This is a genomic window from Legionella sp. PATHC035 (assembly GCF_026191115.1).
GTDB lineage: Bacteria > Pseudomonadota > Gammaproteobacteria > Legionellales > Legionellaceae > Legionella.
In genome coordinates, this window is record NZ_JAPHOT010000001.1 from 1,019,619 (window position 1) to 1,037,317 (window position 17,699).

The following is a 17,699-nucleotide window of genomic DNA, read 5'->3' on the forward strand; positions in this document are numbered from 1 at the left end:
ACCTCGGAATGGCAAAGAGTTTTATTTTAATGATTGAAAGTTAATCAAATAGTTTAATTTGCATGGCTTGAGAGGAACTTTGCCAAGCTCTTTTCATGATTTCTGTATTAAAAGAAATTCCAAAATCACCATTTCGATTCAGGGCAATGACTCCCATCTCGCCATTTAACTGCTTATTGCGTTCGTGAATCACATGATCGCACGCCTCTTGTAAAGGCATATCAAATTCCATCATCATAGAAATCGTATGAGCAACCACGCCCCGTATTAAATATTCACCTTCCCCTGTTCCAGATACCGCACAGGTTGCATTATTGGCATAACATCCCGCGCCAATCACGCAGCTGTCACCAATTCTCCCTGGAAGGCAATTGCTGATTCCACCTGTTGAAGTTGCTGCGGCAAGATTTCCTTGTACATCTAAAGCCACAGCACCGACCGTTCCTTTCATTTTCTTGTGCTGAATGTCTTCCATGGTTTCTATTTTATTGAGATTTTGATAGGTCTCATATTGATTTGGGGTTATAAAATAAGACTCTTTTTCAAGTTCCAGACCATATTTTTTTGCTATTTCTAAAGCGCCATATCCTGAAAGAAAGACATGTCTGGTTTTCTCCATCACCAACCTTGCCAAGCGAATTGGATTTTTTACGGTGCGAACCATAGACACAGCACCGGCTTGCAAATCTTGGCCACTCATAATCGAAGCATCCATTTCCACTTCGCCCCGAGAATTTAATGCGGAACCTTTTCCTGCATTAAATAGTGGATTATCCTCAAGGATTCCAACTGCCTCTTGTACAGCATCTAAAGCAGAGCCACCTTTATCAAGTACTAAATAACCCATTTCAACCGCTTTAGCCAAGCCCTGTTTAAATTCCTTTTGATGTTCTTGTAAAAAAGAATAGTTTTCACTAGCACCACCGTGTACTGCGATTGCAATTTTATTCATCACGTTATTCCATCATTTAGATTGTTTATTGATAGGGATTGCAGGGTTCGCTAAAGTTCTGTCAGCAATTGAAAATTGACAGCCTTTTACCAAAAGGTGAACAATTAAATTTTCAACGAATACGGGCTCCCCCTCTTCAACATCAGTGATATTCGTTTGATCAATATTCCTGCCGTCAATAATAACTACCATACCTGAACCATAACACTCGGCCTCAGATCCATTTCGAATGACCAGTGCAGTATCCTCGCCTAAACCAATACCCAATTGTTCTGGGTTCATAATAATGGCGTGTGCAAGACGACTAAATCGTCCTCTTTTGATGAAATGAGTATCAATAATACAAGACTGTAAAATTCCTAATCCGGAGGAAGTTAACAAATTTCGATACCTTAAAGCTTCTGATAAACCGCCGCCTGTAATCATCACCGTACCCATAACCATGGCTCCAGCGCTGGTTCCAGCAATAATAAAATCACTGTCTTTCAAATATCGCTCTTTAATAATATCAACAATAGGAGTGCCCCCTAATATGGTTGATAAACGAAATTGATCTCCTCCTGTAAAAAAAATAGCGCCAGCATCTGCTGCTCTTTTTAAATATTCGTTAGCACGTGCTTCGCTTCTTTTTTTTATGGGAAGAAATCCTATATTGTTGTAGCCCATATTATGAAAAACTTTTTGATAAATTTTTTTTACTTCATCCTGAATTTCCGAACCTGTGGTAATAATTTCTATTTTCTTATTCGATGGAGGCAATAATTCACTCAAAATTTCATAGCGAGTAAATTCTCTTTTTTGCTCTGAAATATCCATTGGCTCATCGTGCCCTTTATCCTCGGCACCACCGATAATCAATAACTTAGCTTTGGGTGTCATTATAAACCTCATTCACCATCATCAATTGTTTTGCCCTTTTCTTGAGAAAATTAGTTGTTTCAAATACATCTTCAACGGCACAAAAGATAAAAGTATTAGGTTCTGCTATTCCCATCATATGTTCAATCGCCTCAATCTCATCTGAAATGATATTGATAGACGGTTTAAAATCAGAACGAAGAATTCCGGCAACCAGAAGACGGTTAATTTCATGATGAGTTCGCCCTCGCCCATCCTTATCATGACGAATAACAATTTCATCAAACATAGAGGCAGCATGATAGCCCAACTTTTCTATGTCCTCATCGCGTCGATCGCCTACTACGCCTATAATTCCGATTTTTTTAGCACAATGAATAGAATCAAGATAATTTTTTAGCTCACAAAATGCACCTTCGTTATGTGCATAATCGACCATAATTTGGCAATGAGGAAATTGAAAAAGATTCATTCTGCCTGGAAGATTTTCAACTGTGGGATAGAAAATTTGGAGTGCTTCTTTTATTTTCTCTAAGGAGAAATGACTAATCACTCCAGCTAATGTTGCCGCTAAGATATTTTGGATCATGCTGGTTGCAGTACCTTGAAAACTGAGCGGAATCGATTTTATATCGGCCAGAACTATTCGTTCAGACCCTCTTTGTACGACAATATTTCCTTGATCAAGAAAAGCAGCTAATCCACCTAAGCTGCAATGTTTTCTAATCCTCGGGCCATCAAACAAACTAAACAAAGCAATATTGCACTGTAAATCATTCCTTAAATCATAAGTGAGCGAATCATCTGCATTTAAAATACTATATCCGTTTTTTTTGGTGCTCCGCGCAACAACTGCTTTGACCTGTGCCATGTCCTCAAGCGTATGAATATCATTTAACCCCAGATGATCCCCTGTAATATTCGTTATCACACTCATATCACATTCATCAAATCCCAAGCCTGAGCGCAGAATGCCACCTCGAGCACATTCTAATACTGCATAATCGACCTCAGGATCATACAAAACAGCTTGTGCACTTGCAGGGCCACTGCAATCGCCGCTGTAGATCAATTTATTATTGATGTAAATACCTTCTGTGGTTGTATAACCCGTATGATGATTTGCAAAACGTGCAAGATGGGCAATCAACCGAACTACAGTTGTTTTTCCATTAGTGCCAGTAACCGCCACTATTGGAATTCTTGAAGTTAAATTTTCTGGATAAAGCATTTTTAAAATAGGTTCGGCTACATTACGAGGCGCACCTTCATTGGGCGATAGATGCATTCTTAATCCTGGCCCAGCATTTACCTCGATAATCGCTCCATGGTTCTCATTAAGAGGGCAACTAATGTCTTTTGAAATCACATCAATTCCACAAATATCCAAATTCACAAGTCTTGCTACACGTTCTGCAAGAATGATATTAAAAGGATGAACTGCATCTGTAACGTCTTTAGCTGTGCCACCAGAACTTAAATTTGCCGTTTCTTTTAAATTTAAGATATGACCTTTGGGCAAAATACTCTCCAGCGTCAGATTATTCTGTCTTAAAATAGAGAAAGTGGATTCATCTACTTTGATCTTGGTCAGTATCTTTTCATGGGATTCACCTCGGTTGGGATCCTCATTTGCCTGCTGGATTAATTGATCAATTGTACGTTCTCCATCCCCTACAATTTGAGCTGGAGTACGTTTAGCTACCGCAACCACCTTATAGTTAACAACTAAAAATCGATAGTCATTCCCAGGTATAGAACGCTCTATAATCAATTCATTGGAAATTCTTTTTGCGAGCTCATAACCAAATCTTGCTTTGTTATGATCGGTGATATTCGTCGTTACTCCTTTTCCATGATTGGCATTCACTGGCTTTATCACTAAGGGGAACCCTAACTGTTCCACCGCCGCTTTCAGTTCTTCCTCAGAAGTAATAATCAATCCTGTTGGCGTTGGAATAAAATTTGAATTAAGAATACTCTTGGTCAGCTCTTTATTAGAAGCGATATCAACACCAATTGAACTGGTTTTCGAAGACACTGAGGCCCATATTTTTTTTTGATTTCGGCCGTATCCTAAGGTAATTAAGGAGCTGTGCTCATGGCGTTTCCAAGGAATATTTCTTTTTTTAGCTTCATCTACTAGAGCCTGAGTGCTTGGGCCCAAACCTTGTTTCTTAAAAATCTCCTTTAAATGATTGATTGCTTCATCAAGAGGATATTTGTTGCCTTCAGCTATGGAATTTACAAAATCGACAGCGGTCTTTCCTGCATACAAACCAGCTTCTTCAATCTGATAGGCAAAGATAACATGATAGACACCATAGTCCTTGGTTCCATAAGTTCGACCAAAACCACAATCCATCCCTGCGAGATACTGCAACTCCAAAGCCACATGTTCAATCACGTGACCTAGCCAAGTGCCTTCTTCTATTCGTTTTAAAAATCCGCCTTCGACGCCTAAAGAACAACGATGACTCTTTAAACTCGGTAACTCCTGAATCAGCCTTTCTTTGAATCCAGCTAAACAGCTTGTAGGAAGCTCCTCATATTTGCCTATATCGAGCTTGATGACAATGAGTTCCTTTCTGAAATTTGACCAATAGTTAGGCCCATTCAAGACTTGGGTTTTTAAAATGTTCATTCGCATTCCTTGGCATAAAATGAATTACTAAAAACTCTTTTTAGCATAGGAAGAATTATTTAATTCTTCAAACGTAAATTAAAAAATAATTGATTCATGAGCGATGGTGAACTGTGGAAAATACTTAATTAGTTAAATGAAGTTTTTAAAAGAAAGGTACCTGTATTCCTTGTCAGGGAACACAGGTAGTTTAATTATTTCTTAACAGTGCAAGTGATTTGTGTGCAATCTCGACAATGCTTTTTTGCAAAAGCAAATGATTTGGCAGCAGAAGCAGCCTTTTCCGACATTATTTTATCCGCATCTTGATCTGCTCTTTTTTCACTGGAACTCGCATTAGTGGTACATACCCAATTTGATCCCATTGATGTCTTACTATTAGCATTTGAACTGGAGCTCGTAGTGCTATTAGAAGAACTACCTGGATTTGAACTCATAGAATCATCATGAGCAAATGAGCTTGCAGAGATCAAAACGAAACCGCTGAATAATATACTTGGTAAAATATTCATAGTTTTTTACCTCCTGTATAAAATCCGGTTATTGTCGTTTTAAATTCAGGTGCTGAAAAATTTGGCCAATGATTTTTATCAAAGCCAGGAGCATCCTTCAAATGTTGTTTTTCAACATTGAGAATGAAGCAATCATCTTTATTATCATACAAAAAAAGGTTCCAGGGCACCGCAAAATATTTATTTCCGAATCCCAGAAAGCCACCAAAATCTAATACTAGATAGTTTACTTTTCCGGATTGTTTATCGATAACAACTTCTGCAATCTCGCCCAGATTTTCATGTGCTGGATTCATCACTTTGGAGCCTGTAAGCTCGCCAGATTTAACAATTCCTCTGTTTTCCATAATTAAACTCCCTTTAATCAAATAAATACCTTTTAATTAATGATGTATTTTTTTTGGAAATCATGCACTGCTTTTTTAGCTTGTTCTTCGGTATAACCATAATACTTTTGAAGTTTTCCAAAAATTTCTTGCTGATTCCCTTCTATTTGTTTGAGGTCATCGTCTGTGAGTTTTCCCCAAAATTGTTTCATTTCACCTTTGATTTCCATCCATTTGCCTTGAAAAATATTTCGATTCATTATTTTCTCCCTAAAATTAGAAACCTATATAGAATTTTATAGGCAAGTAAATCCTAGACAAAAATTCTTAATAATGCAAAATATTTGCACAAAATATTTGAAATTTTGGCAAATTCATTAGGGAACTTGAGATCATTCTTTTGGAGTGATTCGATGTTTTTAAATAATAATTTCCATAACGGTAACAGGATGTCCTTTAAAATGGTCTGTATCTATGATTCTCCATCCTAAGGATTGGTAGTAATTGGGTATCGTGCGATCAAAAGCAAAAAGATAAAGTATTTCATACCCCATTCTTTTGGCCTGTTCTTTAGTTACTTCCACAAGTCGTTTGCCAAGTCCCTGGTTTTGATATTCGGGTGCTACCGTTAAAGAACCTAACCAGGGCATCAAATCTGGACGAATTCCATCATTTTCACGTAAGCTGCACATACCTATCGGTTTTTCTTGATCGAAAGCGACAAAGGTGAGAGGCATCGTGTCGTAGTTTGCATGGTTACGAAAACGTTGTTCTACAACTTCAAGCGGCACATCAGGTAGCCAAATTTTTCCAAGACCTTCTCGCCACATGCGGGCAAGGTCAGGAATCACATTAAGATTATTTTTTAATAGATCAATTTTAATATCCATGCCGTATTCGAGCCTTTAGAACAAGATTTACCACACTTTATATTTGATCTGCTGCAGATTGTAAACAACACCACTTCAAATAAGAATTTATTTGCATTATTTTATCTATTTATCTAAAAATCATCATTTGTTTTGCTAAAATATTTCATTTAAAAACAAGATATTAAATAGAGTTTTACATAATGAAAAAATGGCTAAACAGTTTATTGATACCTCGCGCACGTTTGAATCCCTATCAATTAGCAGGATGGACGCCTCATCGGGTTGCTGAATCAGGTCTTGGTTGTAAGCTTTTTGCAGATGTAATGATTCCGATGCCCGATGGAGTACATCTTTCTGCAGATGTATACCTACCTAAAAAACCGGGGAGATATCCAGTCATTCTTCAATTTTCTGCCTACAATCGCGATTTGCATACCACAGGACTTCCTACTGGAAATAATGAAATTGGCTCCCCCCCAATTATTACCGATAGAGGCTATGTGCAGGTCATTGTCACTGCGAGGGCAATTGGACGTTCTGAAGGTGATTTTCAATCTTGGCAAAATGAGCAAGAAACACAAGATCATTATCATTGTATCGAATGGGCAGCACAGCAACCCTGGTCAAATGGAGATGTCTGCTTATTTGGCACTTCGTATTACGGTATGAATCAAGCGAGCGTGGCAGTACTTAACCCGCCCTCCTTACGTGCCTTTTTTGCTAATGAAATTTGTACTGATTTTTACAGACATGTTTTCCATTATGGTGGTGTTTTTAATGCTGATTTTTTAAATTTATGGGTGGGAGCTAATTTTAATCCACCCACTGTCCATCGTTACATCGCTCCCTGGAAAAGAGCTTTACTCAGCTATGCCATCAGTTATCCTGGGTTATGGAAAAAGCTCATCAAGCCCAACTTAGATAAAATTATTGGTAGATTTAAAAAAAATCAGGTCATTCCCGAGGCGCTTCGTTGGTACATTCATCTTATGGTAGATAGTAATTCAAGGGAAGAGACTCAAATTGCACAAGGACCGTTTCAAAAATTAAACCAGATTGATGTTCCTTTTGTTGTCGTGCAAAACTTAGGCAATATCGCATTACACCAATTTGGCTGTTACGACCTGTTTGAACATGCCGGTACCCCGTCAAATAAAAAATGGATGATTCTTGGTCCGGCTGAATATGAGTTGCCCGTTTACTCCTGGCAATTAGAGGCTCTTGCTTTTTTTGATCATATTGTCAAAGGGGTTGATAATGGTTATGCCAGTTTGCCTCCCGTACGCTATTGGGTTGAAGGGAAAAATCAGTTTGAATCAGCCACAAATTTCCCTAATCCAGAGACTCAGGTACATAAGCTTTATCTTCAAAAAAAATCGAATCACGCGGAGCTTAGAACATTACACCATCAAATACCCGATGAAGAAAACGATTCCTGGATTTCTATACCTCCAGGAATTGAAGTATTACCGGGAATAGAGCAATTCGAAAAACAAAAACTGGCTTATGAATTAATTTTTCAGCAAGAAACAACAATTGCTGGCCCAATTACCCTCCAGATTCGATACAGTTGTAATGAAATCGACTCCTATATAATCGCCCGATTAGGGAAAATCGATAGTGAGGGACTCTATCATCCTTTGTCTATGGGACACCTTCGACCGGCAACCCGTACCCTGGACCAAACCAATGGTTCTCGCTGTGAAATAGTAATTAACACCTCTATAGTGACGTCTCTTGAACCTAATATTCCTGTTTTATTGCGCTTTAGTATGACCCCAGTGGCAGCCTCCTATAAAAAGGGGGATCGTTTGCTATTAGAAATTGCCAGCCGCAGTGATCAATTGTATGTCAGCATGAAAGAAGGTTTCATTGTTCCATATACAGCAGTTCCGCCTTATTTTTGTCGTAACACCATTCACTGCGGAGCAGATTCATTTATAGAACTCCACTGCAAGCAGAACATGCAAGCGGATTAAATATGAGCAGCCAAGGGGTTGGCAATAGGATTCCTTGGTTCCATTTCCTCTTACACCAAAGCAATCCATCCATACTCATCTATACTAAGAAGAGTTGTTTGTGAGCCAAATAAGGAATAATAATGAGCATTCATTCTGGTAGCGGTCGTGGCGATTTCCATACTCTTTATCGAGGACAATCTGTAGATGACCTGATTATTGAGTACATGGAAGAAAATCATATTCCTGGAATGTCGCTGGCAATTGTTCAAGCACCCTACATCACCCGAGTAGTCGGTTATGGATTTGCTGATACCGAAAAAAAACTTTTAGTTTCGACACGCACACTCTTCCACGTGGGGCAATTAACCCATGCCTATACTGCTGTAGCCATAATGCAGTTACTCGAAGAGGGAAAACTGCAGTTAGATCACTCCGTTTCGAATTATTTATACTTACTTCCGCAAACATGGCAAAAAATTAGCATTCGACACTTATTAACCCACAGTTCAGGAATACCCGATTATACCCAATGTGATAATTTTTCGTTCCACCAAGACTATAAACCTGAGGACCTTTTTAGATTATTTAAGAATCCAGGCTTAGATTTTCCTTCAGGTACCCAAATGCAAGTCAGTGCCACAAATTATTACTTATTGGGTCTTCTTATTGAAAAAATCAGTGGCATGAGTTACGAGAACTATGTAACAAAAAATCAAATCAATCGAGTAGGCTTAAAACGAACTTTTTTTGTCAAAAATAAATCGTCGATTGATAATGAATTGAACAAAGACACCCTACCCTTTAAACACAGCGATTTTTTGCATAATCCCAGCTACATAGACCCTGTTGAAGTGGCTCAAGGTTATAATGCCGAGCAGGAAGCAGTCCCGGACGTCACCTGGACAACTACTTTTTCACACGGCGGTGTTATTGCTTCTGCGGAGGATATTAGCCTATGGGATATCAGCCTGGCAGGTTCTATCTTAGTCAAAGAAAAGGAGCACAGAGATTTTCTTTATCAATGCATAACTTTAGATAATAAAACGATCATTCCTGGGAATGCAGGATGGCTATTCCCTGGACATCCCGGATTAATGGAAATCAAAGGAGCTATTCCAGGATTTTCAGCATTCTTAAGTCGTTTTACCGCAGCAAACGAACTCTTATGTGTCACTTTGTTGGCCAACAAAGAACATTTAACCGATTTAGATATACTTGCCCGAAAAATCGCTGCAGCATTTGACATGAAGCTAGGCGCTCCTGAGGGCTCGGGATCACAAACACTACAAAGTCCTTATTCTGTCTCAAAAACGATAGAACGACTCATTCATATCATTACTCAGCAAGGTGGAAAAATATTTGCTCATATTGATCACAGTAGTGAAGCGCAAAAGGTGAATCAAAAACTACTTCCAACAGAGGTTCTTATCATCGGTAATCCCGCGAAAGGGACCCCATTGATGCAAGAAAATGCAGCAGTCGCACTTGATTTACCCTTGCGAATAATGGCTACAGAAGACGCCGATGGCCAGGTATGGTTAAGTTTCACCGATCCAATACAATTGGGTAAGGAATATCATTTACACAATAAAGAATTAAAACAAATCGCAACCGCTTTGCGCATGCTTTGTGAGAAGGCAGTATCGGCACAAAGTATCATTTAGATCCCCTCATCCGCCCTAACGGGCACCTTCTCCCCAATGGGAGAAGGGAAATACCTTCTTAACTTAATGGCAATACACTCAAACTGTTTCTTCTATTTCATAATCCTGAATTAATGCAGGATGTTCGGGTGATAATGTAAAACTCACTTTAAGATCCGCATGTTCACCTTTAAGAATAAAATATCCTCGTAATTGATTTTCTGGAATTACCCTACCAACATTGAGAATTTTTCCTGCCTTCGCAAACAGTTCTTGGGTTTTCTTTTGCAACGATGCAATGGATGAATCCAAAAAGAAATTCTCAGCAAATACGCCACTGGCTTTTGCATCCCTCCATGTAGGCAGTAATTTCAGCAATGCTTTTTGTCGCTCATTCAATATTCGTGAAGGCGGTAACTCTCTGGGTTTAAGATGTGCCTGATTAATAAGCTGATTAACGGCTTGAATGTTAATGGTCTCTGCAGAAGCGTAGGTCACGTTGGTTAATAGAACCACGCCCATACCGTATTCGGGCAATAGAAGCCAATTACTTCCAAAACCTGGTAATCCACCGCTATGTCCCACTGCTACCTTGGCATTACAGTCCCTTGACCATCTTAATCCATAGCCGTAAGCACTTATTGTTGGGCACGCTCTGCCATATACTTCATCTTTTGAATCGACTGCATAAAATCGCCAAGGTTGATGCATTTCACGTATTGAACTTCTTTTTATTGGGCCTGTTTCTGCATCATCTCGCGCAGGCCAGGCGGCCTGATGCAGTGTAAGGTAATGGCTAAACGATTCAATGGAAGCAATCATTCCCCCCATAGAAGCATAACTACCATCATGTAAGATAGGCTCTTCCTGCCAATCTCCATTAATCCATTGATAACCATGTGCTAATTGATTGGGTGGAACCCGAGCATATTCCCAAGCCACCTCTTTCATATTCAGGGGCTGCCAAATGTTTGCCGCAATATATTCTTGGTAGGGTACTCCTGATACCTTTTTAACAATCAACCCTAGGAGGGCAAATCCCAAATTACTGTATTCAAATGATGTCCCAGGGACATTGGATAGTGAAACTCCTTGCTTAACCAAAGCAATCAGTTCTTCATCAGTTTTATTCAGATTTCTATCTCCCCAGGGATTATCTTCTGGGAATCCGGCAGAATGAGTTAATAAATCACGAATTCTAATCTCTGGTGCGTCTTGAGTTAATTTTTGATCCTTTAATTCAGGAATATAAAGTGATGCAGGATCATCTAACTTTAATTTGCCCTCATCGCGCAGTTTTAAAATGGCCATGGCGGTGAAACTTTTAGTCATCGATGCGATACGAAACATCGACTGAGGGGTAGCAGGAATTTTTTTTGCAATATTCGTGTAACCACCACTTCCTGTGTGGACCAAACGACCATCTAGAATAATCCCATAAGCATAGCCAGGGACATGATTCTTTTCTGCATACTGCTGATACATCTTATCAATGATTGGGAATGTTGCCTGAATGGCTGCAAGTCGATTATTCTGAGTAAAAACGGGTGGCAGGTAGGAGTTGTTCTCACTGATTGCAACCAAGGGGAATAGCGTAGTGAGAACCAAAAATTTTCTTGCGATAAAATGATGCATCATGGAACCTAATTAATCCGTTAAGAAAAGCGAAGAGTATATAATATTTGTTGACTGAAATAGACTTAAAATGAAAAATAAGATCTGTAACTAGCGACCATGCTACAGGGATAATCAAATGAAATTCTCCACATTATTAAGAATGATGCGCTTTTGGCCACCTTTTTGGGGCGCTGGAATTAGTGTAAAAAACTTTCATCCTGATGGCACTCATATTGTTGTTCAAATGAAAATGCGCTTTTGGAATAAAAATTATGTGGGAACGCATTATGGTGGTTCGATGTACTCCATGACCGATCCATTTTATATGTTGATGCTCATGCATTTATTAGGCAAAGGATACGTTGTTTGGGATAAATCAGCGTCTATACGCTATAAAATACCCGCTAAGGGAACTATTTATGCACGATTTGAATTATCCCGAGAACAGGTCGAAAAAATTCGACTTGAAGTCAACGAAAGGCAAAAAATTGAGTCAGAATTTATTGTTCCTATAACCGACAAAGAAGGAAAAGTCGTTGCAGAAGTAAAAAAGATTCTCTCGATTATCAAAAAATAAAGGGTTATTTAATCAAATAATCATTGTTAAAAGGAAATAACATGCCAATTGATTCTTTTTCAGAAGAAGAACAGACCACCCTCTTAAAAATCTATAACGAGACTAAAACAGATAAAAATAAAATTCCTTCCTTGGTACGCAATTACCACTCTGGCTGGCCCCTTTTGCAAGTAAGCCTGTTCAGTGTGACTCAAGATACGGCCGATCCGATTAAGTATCTCCCCGTATTAGGCGGGGGAAATTGTCATTTCTTCTACATTGGTGCATTTAATTTTGCAAGTCTTTTAACAAAAATCCCCGGAAGTATGGAAATAAGTATCCCTTTTCCTCCACACCCCAAAAGAGAATTCGTTAAAGCGGATAATATCCATTCATTTTTAAAATCCTACAGTATTCACCACAAAAAATGGGGAATTACAATTTCCAGTAATTCAGGATTTTACGGTAAAAATTTAAATGTTGTGCTTCCCGAGGGAAATGCAAAACAATTTCGCGATGCGTTGACTCATAGCTTTTCATTTGCATTAAAAAAAGGGGCTTCGCTCAGAGCGATTGACGGATGGTCTGAGTCCGAATATACACAAAAAGAAATTGAAGAAGCAATTAACCCTGAGGTTGCTGTTTTTCACAATGGTCAAATTTTTATTGATTTAGGAATGTTTTTAGAACAAAAAGTAAAAGATGCGGAGGTAATCGCATTATTTAAAAATCTATTCAAAATTGAACCTTTTTTGGAGCTCCAAAAGCGATACCCGGAACTCAAACCCAATGCGCTCAAAGCGATAGAAGTAATTCATGAGCCCCCTGCAAAAACACCTGAACTCACCCGGTTCAAAACAACCTCGTTCTTCAAGGAGGAAAAAAAGGAACCCTCCCTCATTGATGGCCAAGCCTCTCGTGTGTCTTGCCAGAGATAAAACCGAATGGATAAACCATAATTCATGGTATAGAAATCAAACATCAACTTCCAAAGGTAAAAGTGTATACTTTGACTCCAGGCTCATTCGCAATAATCTCTAGATAGCCGCGGGTGAATTTCTCTTGGGAAACGAGCTCATAAAGAGAGTATTTATCGATTAGTATACTTTTTTCTTGGAGCTTTTTACCGGACTGTGCATCGGTTAAAATGACTCTAACCTTAATAGGTTTTGCAGCGCTATTTCCCATAACGGCATAGACTTTGCGTGCATTAAATTGTATTTTGATCGCTGCATTGACGTCTTCTGCGAGAAGAAACTCTGCATTGACTTGCCATAATCCTTCTAAACTCCATGCATTAGTCGATAATATATCAGCAAAATGATATTGGGTCGTCTTACCTTTAATCAGTTCTGGACTGTAATTAGAGTCAGCCTTCGCATATCCTAAATAGGTTTCTGGTGTTTGGGTGAGATTGAAAGAGGCGTTTTGCAACGATTTTAAGGTGCTTAAATCCTTAATGCCCAATAAAAAGCGAATATTGTTTTCCATAACATCGTAATCTCCTTCACCAAAACGTCTGTAAACCACTTTGCCTTGCTTATTAATTAAATAATGTGCAGGCCAATAATGATTCTGATAGTTGCGCCAGGTAACGAACTGACTATCAAGTGCTACAGGATATAAAATCCCATATCGACTCACTGCCGCTTTGACGTTATCCAGATTTTTTTCGAAATCAAATTCAGGGGTGTGAATTCCAATAATAACCAATCCTTTATCATGATAGCGAGTATACCAGTCTTTGATATAGGGCAAAGTGCGCAAACAGTTGATACACGAATAAGTCCAGAAATCGATTAAAACGACTTTTCCATGCAAATCGACTAAACGTAATGGAGCTGAATTAATCCAAGCATCAATACCTTGTATCGGTGGTGCCGGATAAGGAAACCATAAACCATTAATGAGTGAGTTCGACGTTTTAATTCCTGTTTGAGGAGTAACGGAAGAGGAAACAACCGCTCCCTCAAAGTAGATCATATAAACCACACTGGCAATAATTACCCCGCCTAAAAATTTACGAAAAAGGGTGGCGCGTTTTTTAAAAAAGTCGAACGTATTTATTAGTTTTTTCCCATAAAGGGAAATAATAAACATAGGGATGGACGCTCCCAGGGCAAAAGCCATTAAAGCAAAGAAACTGGACAGGGTTGTTTTTTGTAATGCGGTTTGTACGATAATTGCAGCCAAAATCGGTCCTGCGCAAGGAGTCCAAATAATGGCAATGATTCCGCCCAATAAAAGGCCATTCCAAAACCCTCCTTCGGATTTATTGGCTACTGAAAAAAAATTGCCAATGCGGGTAAACCCTTGCGTTAGTTTGCCAAATTGCTCTGTTAAATAATTGGAGATCATCATGACCCCTAAAAGAAGCAAAATGCCATAACCGATATGACGCACTAAATTAAAATCAATATTTAAGTAATGGATCAATTGATGTGAAAAAAATACAAAGAAAGAAAAAAACAAAGTAAAACCAATAATTATTCCAATAGGCCTTTTTTGGGATCCACTCAGTGAGCTCGCTAAAAAAATGGGTAAGATGGGCAGAATGCAAGGGGAAATAATAAGGCCAAATCCTTCAATAAATCCCAAAATAATATTAAGAAAATTTGCTTCCATTTATAATTCCGGAAATCAATACTCTCTGTTATTCATTTAGAAATTTTCTCTTCTCCCCTAGCCCTGGATCAAGGTTAGAGTAAGCAGAAAATTTATCACAGGTCTACCTAATGGACTATGTACTTATAAACGTACATGCGCCCCACTTTCCTGTAACCGTTTCGCAACGACTAGTTGAATATTGTCTCTGGCTCGCGCAGGAAAGTATTGATAAACCGCTAAAAAATCTCGAGCGTTAATCGTAAGGAATTGACAAGCAGTTATTGTACTAATGCGCGCTGTTCTGCGAATATTGCGTAAAATGGCAATTTCCCCGAACACATCGCCTGGACCTAAAGTGTTAATACGCTTCCATCCCATAGATTGCGTTTTTATGGAAACTTGCACAGTGCCTCGAATAATAATATAGAGCATATCACCTATTTCACCTTGCTCTATGACGATTTCTTCAGGCCTATAGTTTGCAATAACACATTTATCGGCTAGCATTTTTTGTTCAATAAGACCAATACCTGTAAAAATAGTCGCGCGAGAAAGTATGGGAATTAGATCTGCTTGAGGTAGATTATGACTCAGTTCCATAGTACTTTCTCCTTTGTATGTTCTATAAGACTCTAATTACAGTATAGATTGATTTATCTCAAATTATTAAACTTTAAAGGAATTAAGTAAGGGGGACTCAATGAATTAAGTGTTACAATTCGTCCTAATTGGCCTGATTTCTGGATAATCAAATTTCGTCGCTACAAAAAATTTGACTTACAACAGAGATAATCCGAGTTGAGTTAATTGCTTACCCATTGTTTTTTAACTGCTCTTTTCGGTGATGGTGAATCCTTTGCAGCAAAATGATTGTTTAAATTAAGCACATGTCCAGTCGATTTTTTTATCTAATTGATGACGCGGATAATAATTTCTCAACGGTTGGCAAAATAATTGACTTAGAAACAATAAAAGACCAATCAAATCGGCTACCCCGCCTGGACTAATCCCAGACTCGGAAAAAAGTCGATGGATTTCCAAGGCCTTCTGTCGTTGTGCTGGCAAACTATCTGTAACTGATAGCTCTCTGATTCTGGATTTTGCGTAATCTAGGCCAGGTTTTCCTTTTCTATAAAGAATATTTGTATCATCCATATTCTGTAAAAGTGCCACATAAGCGAATAAGCACGCAGCATCCAGGGATTGAGTATCAACAAAAAGTGCAATGAAATCAGGAAGCAAATGAAAAATTAAATCATAACCACGTATTGCCATCTGCCTGGCATCAATGACTTCGTATTGTCGACGTACAATGGCCCCGTGACTGTCTGGATTTCCTTGATGATTTTGTAAATGCTTTGGCCAATCATTCAATAACTGCTGGTGCACATCAGCCGGTGTAAACCATTTCTTTTCTTGACCTAAACGACTCACTGAGACACAGGTAATACCCAAAGCAAAAATAGCACCACGATGTGTGTTCACTCCCCGAGTTTTTTTGAGCATGCGCTCTTCCGCTTCTATCGCAATGTGTTTTAATTCGTCAAAAGAACGGGTGACTAATCCCTTTTTTGTTATGTGATAAAAATAATGACGCAAGGTAAAAAGACTGCGATAAAACGTACCGCCGTTCATATCGTGATGGGCACCGGCATCCACAAAACTGACTAATCCTGGTTTTGGGTAAGCTTTCACTTCAAAATAAAGTGCTCTGACTGCCATTTTGGCGAGTGCTCTTTCACAGCATGGTGTAGTATTCATAAAGTTCAGTTCGTGATAATAGGGCAACTTGGTCCTTACTCTTACACAACAGTTTTTTTGCAGATAAATCGAGTAACTCTTTAATTGGGATATCACCAAAATGAGGAAAACGTACCTCACCATCTATCGTTCGCTTAAATTTTTTGGTTAATGCCTGAATTGTTTCATGTAAATCACTCCAAGAATATCCTTGATAATAGATAAGTAAATCAAGATCTGAAGTCTGGTTAACAAAAGTGTATCCAGATAAATAATGAAATAAAAATGAGCCATAAACGGCAATATCCGAAACGGGATATAAATCAGCAATACGCTGTAAATCCGTAATCTGATAATGCCGTGAGAAAAATTCATGCATCTCGATAAGTTGAGGAAGGAACTTTTGTGTTTGCACAAACGAGGGAGCAACTTGTAAACCAACCCGATGTTTTTGATTGTCGTGCAACAGAGTTAATCCTAAATTAATTGTTTCTTGACTGGCAAATTGTTTGGCATAAATACAAGGCAGTCCTCGTGCAAGCCAAAGAGCAGTCTTTTCGGCAATCATTTTCCGATCTTCATGACATGACTTAATCACAAAATCAGCATGAGGCTTAAGATAAATTAAATGATGCCGTTGTGCATTCATAAATGATTGGCCACTTTATTGATAATCGAGAATGCAAGCTTTCTGCCCCCCCGCTCACTACCCAAGAGTGCCCGCTCGTCCTTTGTATTATTTTTTTGGATCGCTAAATTAATTTTCTCAGCCAATTCAGATGGATTTACGATTTCATGTATCCCACCCAATTCATAAAAATTTTGCACTCCCGGGGCGAAAACGGGAAATGTTTTACTGAGTTCCTTGAGAGTATCCAATTCTATTTTGGTTACTTTTGCAATGCCTTCCAACCACATCACCGCTAAGGCGGCATCCGGTAAGGCTAAAATGGTATCTGCAGTCAAGCCATAAGCAATAAAAGCGCCCCCTAATGCCTGGTTATAAACGAGAGATATCAACGCATTTCCTTGCTGTCGCAGACACTCCAAACATTCAAGTAAATGACCAAAATATTGTTGCATCCCCAGCCATTCATCGCGCATGGTTAACTCCTGTCCAGCAACATCAACTAAAAGCAAAACAGGATCTTGTGATTGACTCTCAAGAATATCAATGACATGCTGGGCCATAATCAAGGCTTGCTCTGCTCCCAAAAATGTAGATTCCTTGACTCCAAGAAGATGAAGCGGCTGATTCTTCAACGTCGCATACCCATAAATAACGGATTGGTTTTCTGTCAACTGAATATCCTGAGAAAATATCTGTTTGAGAAGGCCCTTTAAAGCGATCATTTCTTATTCCTTTTGTATTATCGCAGACTAAATACCCTTGCAGCGAATCCCGGCTATC

Annotated in this window: 17 protein-coding genes; 4 read left to right on the top strand and 13 right to left on the bottom strand. The window is 38.8% G+C overall.

The annotated features are described in order from the left end of the window. Window positions 1-40 precede the first annotated feature (40 nt). The 7 genes from OQJ13_RS04560 to OQJ13_RS04590 all read right to left on the bottom strand — a co-directional run bounded on the left by OQJ13_RS04560 (window position 41) and on the right by OQJ13_RS04590 (window position 6,182). Entirely contained in the window at window positions 41-952 is a 912-nt protein-coding gene (locus OQJ13_RS04560; RefSeq protein WP_265709479.1) for an isoaspartyl peptidase/L-asparaginase family protein, read from the bottom strand. Window positions 953-964: 12 nt separating this feature from the next. Next, complete coding sequence (locus OQJ13_RS04565) at window positions 965-1,831, bottom strand: cyanophycinase (protein WP_265709480.1); 867 nt, start codon at window positions 1,829-1,831, stop codon at window positions 965-967. Next, window positions 1,815-4,454 (bottom strand): cyanophycin synthetase, encoded by a 2,640-nt coding sequence (gene cphA / locus OQJ13_RS04570; protein ID WP_265709481.1) that lies wholly within the window; start codon window positions 4,452-4,454, stop codon window positions 1,815-1,817. Before cphA ends, OQJ13_RS04565 begins: the two co-directional genes overlap by 17 nt. A 194-nt stretch (window positions 4,455-4,648) precedes the next feature. Then, on the bottom strand, window positions 4,649-4,966 hold the full coding sequence (locus tag OQJ13_RS04575; protein WP_265709482.1) for a hypothetical protein: 318 nt from the start codon (window positions 4,964-4,966) through the stop codon (window positions 4,649-4,651). Continuing rightward, window positions 4,963-5,313: a PRC-barrel domain-containing protein gene (locus OQJ13_RS04580; RefSeq protein ID WP_265709484.1), complete on the bottom strand. Its 351-nt coding sequence runs from the start codon at window positions 5,311-5,313 to the stop codon at window positions 4,963-4,965. The genes OQJ13_RS04575 and OQJ13_RS04580 overlap by 4 nt, the downstream gene beginning before the upstream one ends. Window positions 5,314-5,345: 32 nt before the next feature. Further along, a complete protein-coding gene (locus OQJ13_RS04585) occupies window positions 5,346-5,552 on the bottom strand; it encodes a CsbD family protein (RefSeq protein ID WP_265709486.1) in 207 nt (68 codons plus the stop codon). Between the two features lie 159 nt (window positions 5,553-5,711). Further along, window positions 5,712-6,182: a GNAT family N-acetyltransferase gene (locus tag OQJ13_RS04590; RefSeq protein ID WP_265709488.1), complete on the bottom strand. Its 471-nt coding sequence runs from the start codon at window positions 6,180-6,182 to the stop codon at window positions 5,712-5,714. A gap of 182 nt (window positions 6,183-6,364) precedes the next feature. Between OQJ13_RS04590 and OQJ13_RS04595 the strand changes: the two genes are divergently transcribed. Then, complete coding sequence (locus tag OQJ13_RS04595; RefSeq protein WP_265709490.1) at window positions 6,365-8,143, top strand: CocE/NonD family hydrolase; 1,779 nt, start codon at window positions 6,365-6,367, stop codon at window positions 8,141-8,143. Window positions 8,144-8,265: 122 nt separating this feature from the next. Beyond that, window positions 8,266-9,789 carry a serine hydrolase gene (locus tag OQJ13_RS04600; RefSeq protein WP_265709492.1) on the top strand — a complete coding sequence of 508 codons (1,524 nt, stop codon included), beginning with the start codon at window positions 8,266-8,268 and terminating at the stop codon, window positions 9,787-9,789. A 78-nt stretch (window positions 9,790-9,867) separates the two neighbouring features. Here the strand turns inward: OQJ13_RS04600 and OQJ13_RS04605 are convergent, their stop codons facing one another. Next, window positions 9,868-11,406 carry a serine hydrolase domain-containing protein gene (locus OQJ13_RS04605; protein ID WP_265709493.1) on the bottom strand — a complete coding sequence of 513 codons (1,539 nt, stop codon included), beginning with the start codon at window positions 11,404-11,406 and terminating at the stop codon, window positions 9,868-9,870. 115 nt (window positions 11,407-11,521) lie between these two features. On the opposite strand from OQJ13_RS04605, the gene OQJ13_RS04610 reads away from it, so the two are divergent. Continuing rightward, the gene (locus OQJ13_RS04610; protein WP_265709495.1) at window positions 11,522-11,962 is read left to right on the top strand and encodes a DUF4442 domain-containing protein; all 441 of its coding nucleotides are present in this window, start codon (window positions 11,522-11,524) and stop codon (window positions 11,960-11,962) included. A gap of 41 nt (window positions 11,963-12,003) precedes the next feature. Further along, on the top strand, window positions 12,004-12,879 hold the full coding sequence (locus OQJ13_RS04615) for a hypothetical protein (protein ID WP_265709496.1): 876 nt from the start codon (window positions 12,004-12,006) through the stop codon (window positions 12,877-12,879). A gap of 43 nt (window positions 12,880-12,922) precedes the next feature. On the opposite strand, the gene OQJ13_RS04620 is transcribed toward OQJ13_RS04615, so the two are convergent. From OQJ13_RS04620 to OQJ13_RS04640, 5 genes are all read right to left on the bottom strand, one after another. Further along, complete coding sequence (locus tag OQJ13_RS04620; protein WP_265709497.1) at window positions 12,923-14,566, bottom strand: cytochrome c biogenesis protein DipZ; 1,644 nt, start codon at window positions 14,564-14,566, stop codon at window positions 12,923-12,925. A 123-nt stretch (window positions 14,567-14,689) separates the two neighbouring features. Beyond that, complete coding sequence (locus OQJ13_RS04625; protein WP_265709499.1) at window positions 14,690-15,148, bottom strand: cyclic nucleotide-binding domain-containing protein; 459 nt, start codon at window positions 15,146-15,148, stop codon at window positions 14,690-14,692. Window positions 15,149-15,427: 279 nt separating this feature from the next. After that, window positions 15,428-16,309 (bottom strand): triphosphoribosyl-dephospho-CoA synthase, encoded by an 882-nt coding sequence (locus OQJ13_RS04630; RefSeq protein ID WP_265709501.1) that lies wholly within the window; start codon window positions 16,307-16,309, stop codon window positions 15,428-15,430. Continuing rightward, the gene (gene mdcG / locus OQJ13_RS04635) at window positions 16,287-16,937 is read right to left on the bottom strand and encodes a malonate decarboxylase holo-[acyl-carrier-protein] synthase (protein ID WP_265709502.1); all 651 of its coding nucleotides are present in this window, start codon (window positions 16,935-16,937) and stop codon (window positions 16,287-16,289) included. The genes OQJ13_RS04630 and mdcG overlap by 23 nt, the downstream gene beginning before the upstream one ends. Further along, window positions 16,934-17,641, bottom strand: coding sequence for a biotin-independent malonate decarboxylase subunit gamma (locus OQJ13_RS04640; protein WP_265709503.1), 708 nt, complete (start codon window positions 17,639-17,641; stop codon window positions 16,934-16,936). The genes mdcG and OQJ13_RS04640 overlap by 4 nt, the downstream gene beginning before the upstream one ends. Window positions 17,642-17,699: the final 58 nt, after the last annotated feature.

Coding starts and splice junctions, on each gene's coding strand:
- OQJ13_RS04560 (WP_265709479.1), bottom strand. CDS start 952: ATGAATAAAATTGCAATCGCAGTACACGGTGGTGCTAGTGAAAACTAT.
- OQJ13_RS04565 (WP_265709480.1), bottom strand. CDS start 1,831: ATGACACCCAAAGCTAAGTTATTGATTATCGGTGGTGCCGAGGATAAA.
- cphA (WP_265709481.1), bottom strand. CDS start 4,454: ATGAACATTTTAAAAACCCAAGTCTTGAATGGGCCTAACTATTGGTCA.
- OQJ13_RS04575 (WP_265709482.1), bottom strand. CDS start 4,966: ATGAATATTTTACCAAGTATATTATTCAGCGGTTTCGTTTTGATCTCT.
- OQJ13_RS04580 (WP_265709484.1), bottom strand. CDS start 5,313: ATGGAAAACAGAGGAATTGTTAAATCTGGCGAGCTTACAGGCTCCAAA.
- OQJ13_RS04585 (WP_265709486.1), bottom strand. CDS start 5,552: ATGAATCGAAATATTTTTCAAGGCAAATGGATGGAAATCAAAGGTGAA.
- OQJ13_RS04590 (WP_265709488.1), bottom strand. CDS start 6,182: ATGGATATTAAAATTGATCTATTAAAAAATAATCTTAATGTGATTCCT.
- OQJ13_RS04595 (WP_265709490.1), top strand. CDS start 6,365: ATGAAAAAATGGCTAAACAGTTTATTGATACCTCGCGCACGTTTGAAT.
- OQJ13_RS04600 (WP_265709492.1), top strand. CDS start 8,266: ATGAGCATTCATTCTGGTAGCGGTCGTGGCGATTTCCATACTCTTTAT.
- OQJ13_RS04605 (WP_265709493.1), bottom strand. CDS start 11,406: ATGATGCATCATTTTATCGCAAGAAAATTTTTGGTTCTCACTACGCTA.
- OQJ13_RS04610 (WP_265709495.1), top strand. CDS start 11,522: ATGAAATTCTCCACATTATTAAGAATGATGCGCTTTTGGCCACCTTTT.
- OQJ13_RS04615 (WP_265709496.1), top strand. CDS start 12,004: ATGCCAATTGATTCTTTTTCAGAAGAAGAACAGACCACCCTCTTAAAA.
- OQJ13_RS04620 (WP_265709497.1), bottom strand. CDS start 14,566: ATGGAAGCAAATTTTCTTAATATTATTTTGGGATTTATTGAAGGATTT.
- OQJ13_RS04625 (WP_265709499.1), bottom strand. CDS start 15,148: ATGGAACTGAGTCATAATCTACCTCAAGCAGATCTAATTCCCATACTT.
- OQJ13_RS04630 (WP_265709501.1), bottom strand. CDS start 16,309: ATGAATACTACACCATGCTGTGAAAGAGCACTCGCCAAAATGGCAGTC.
- mdcG (WP_265709502.1), bottom strand. CDS start 16,937: ATGAATGCACAACGGCATCATTTAATTTATCTTAAGCCTCATGCTGAT.
- OQJ13_RS04640 (WP_265709503.1), bottom strand. CDS start 17,641: ATGATCGCTTTAAAGGGCCTTCTCAAACAGATATTTTCTCAGGATATT.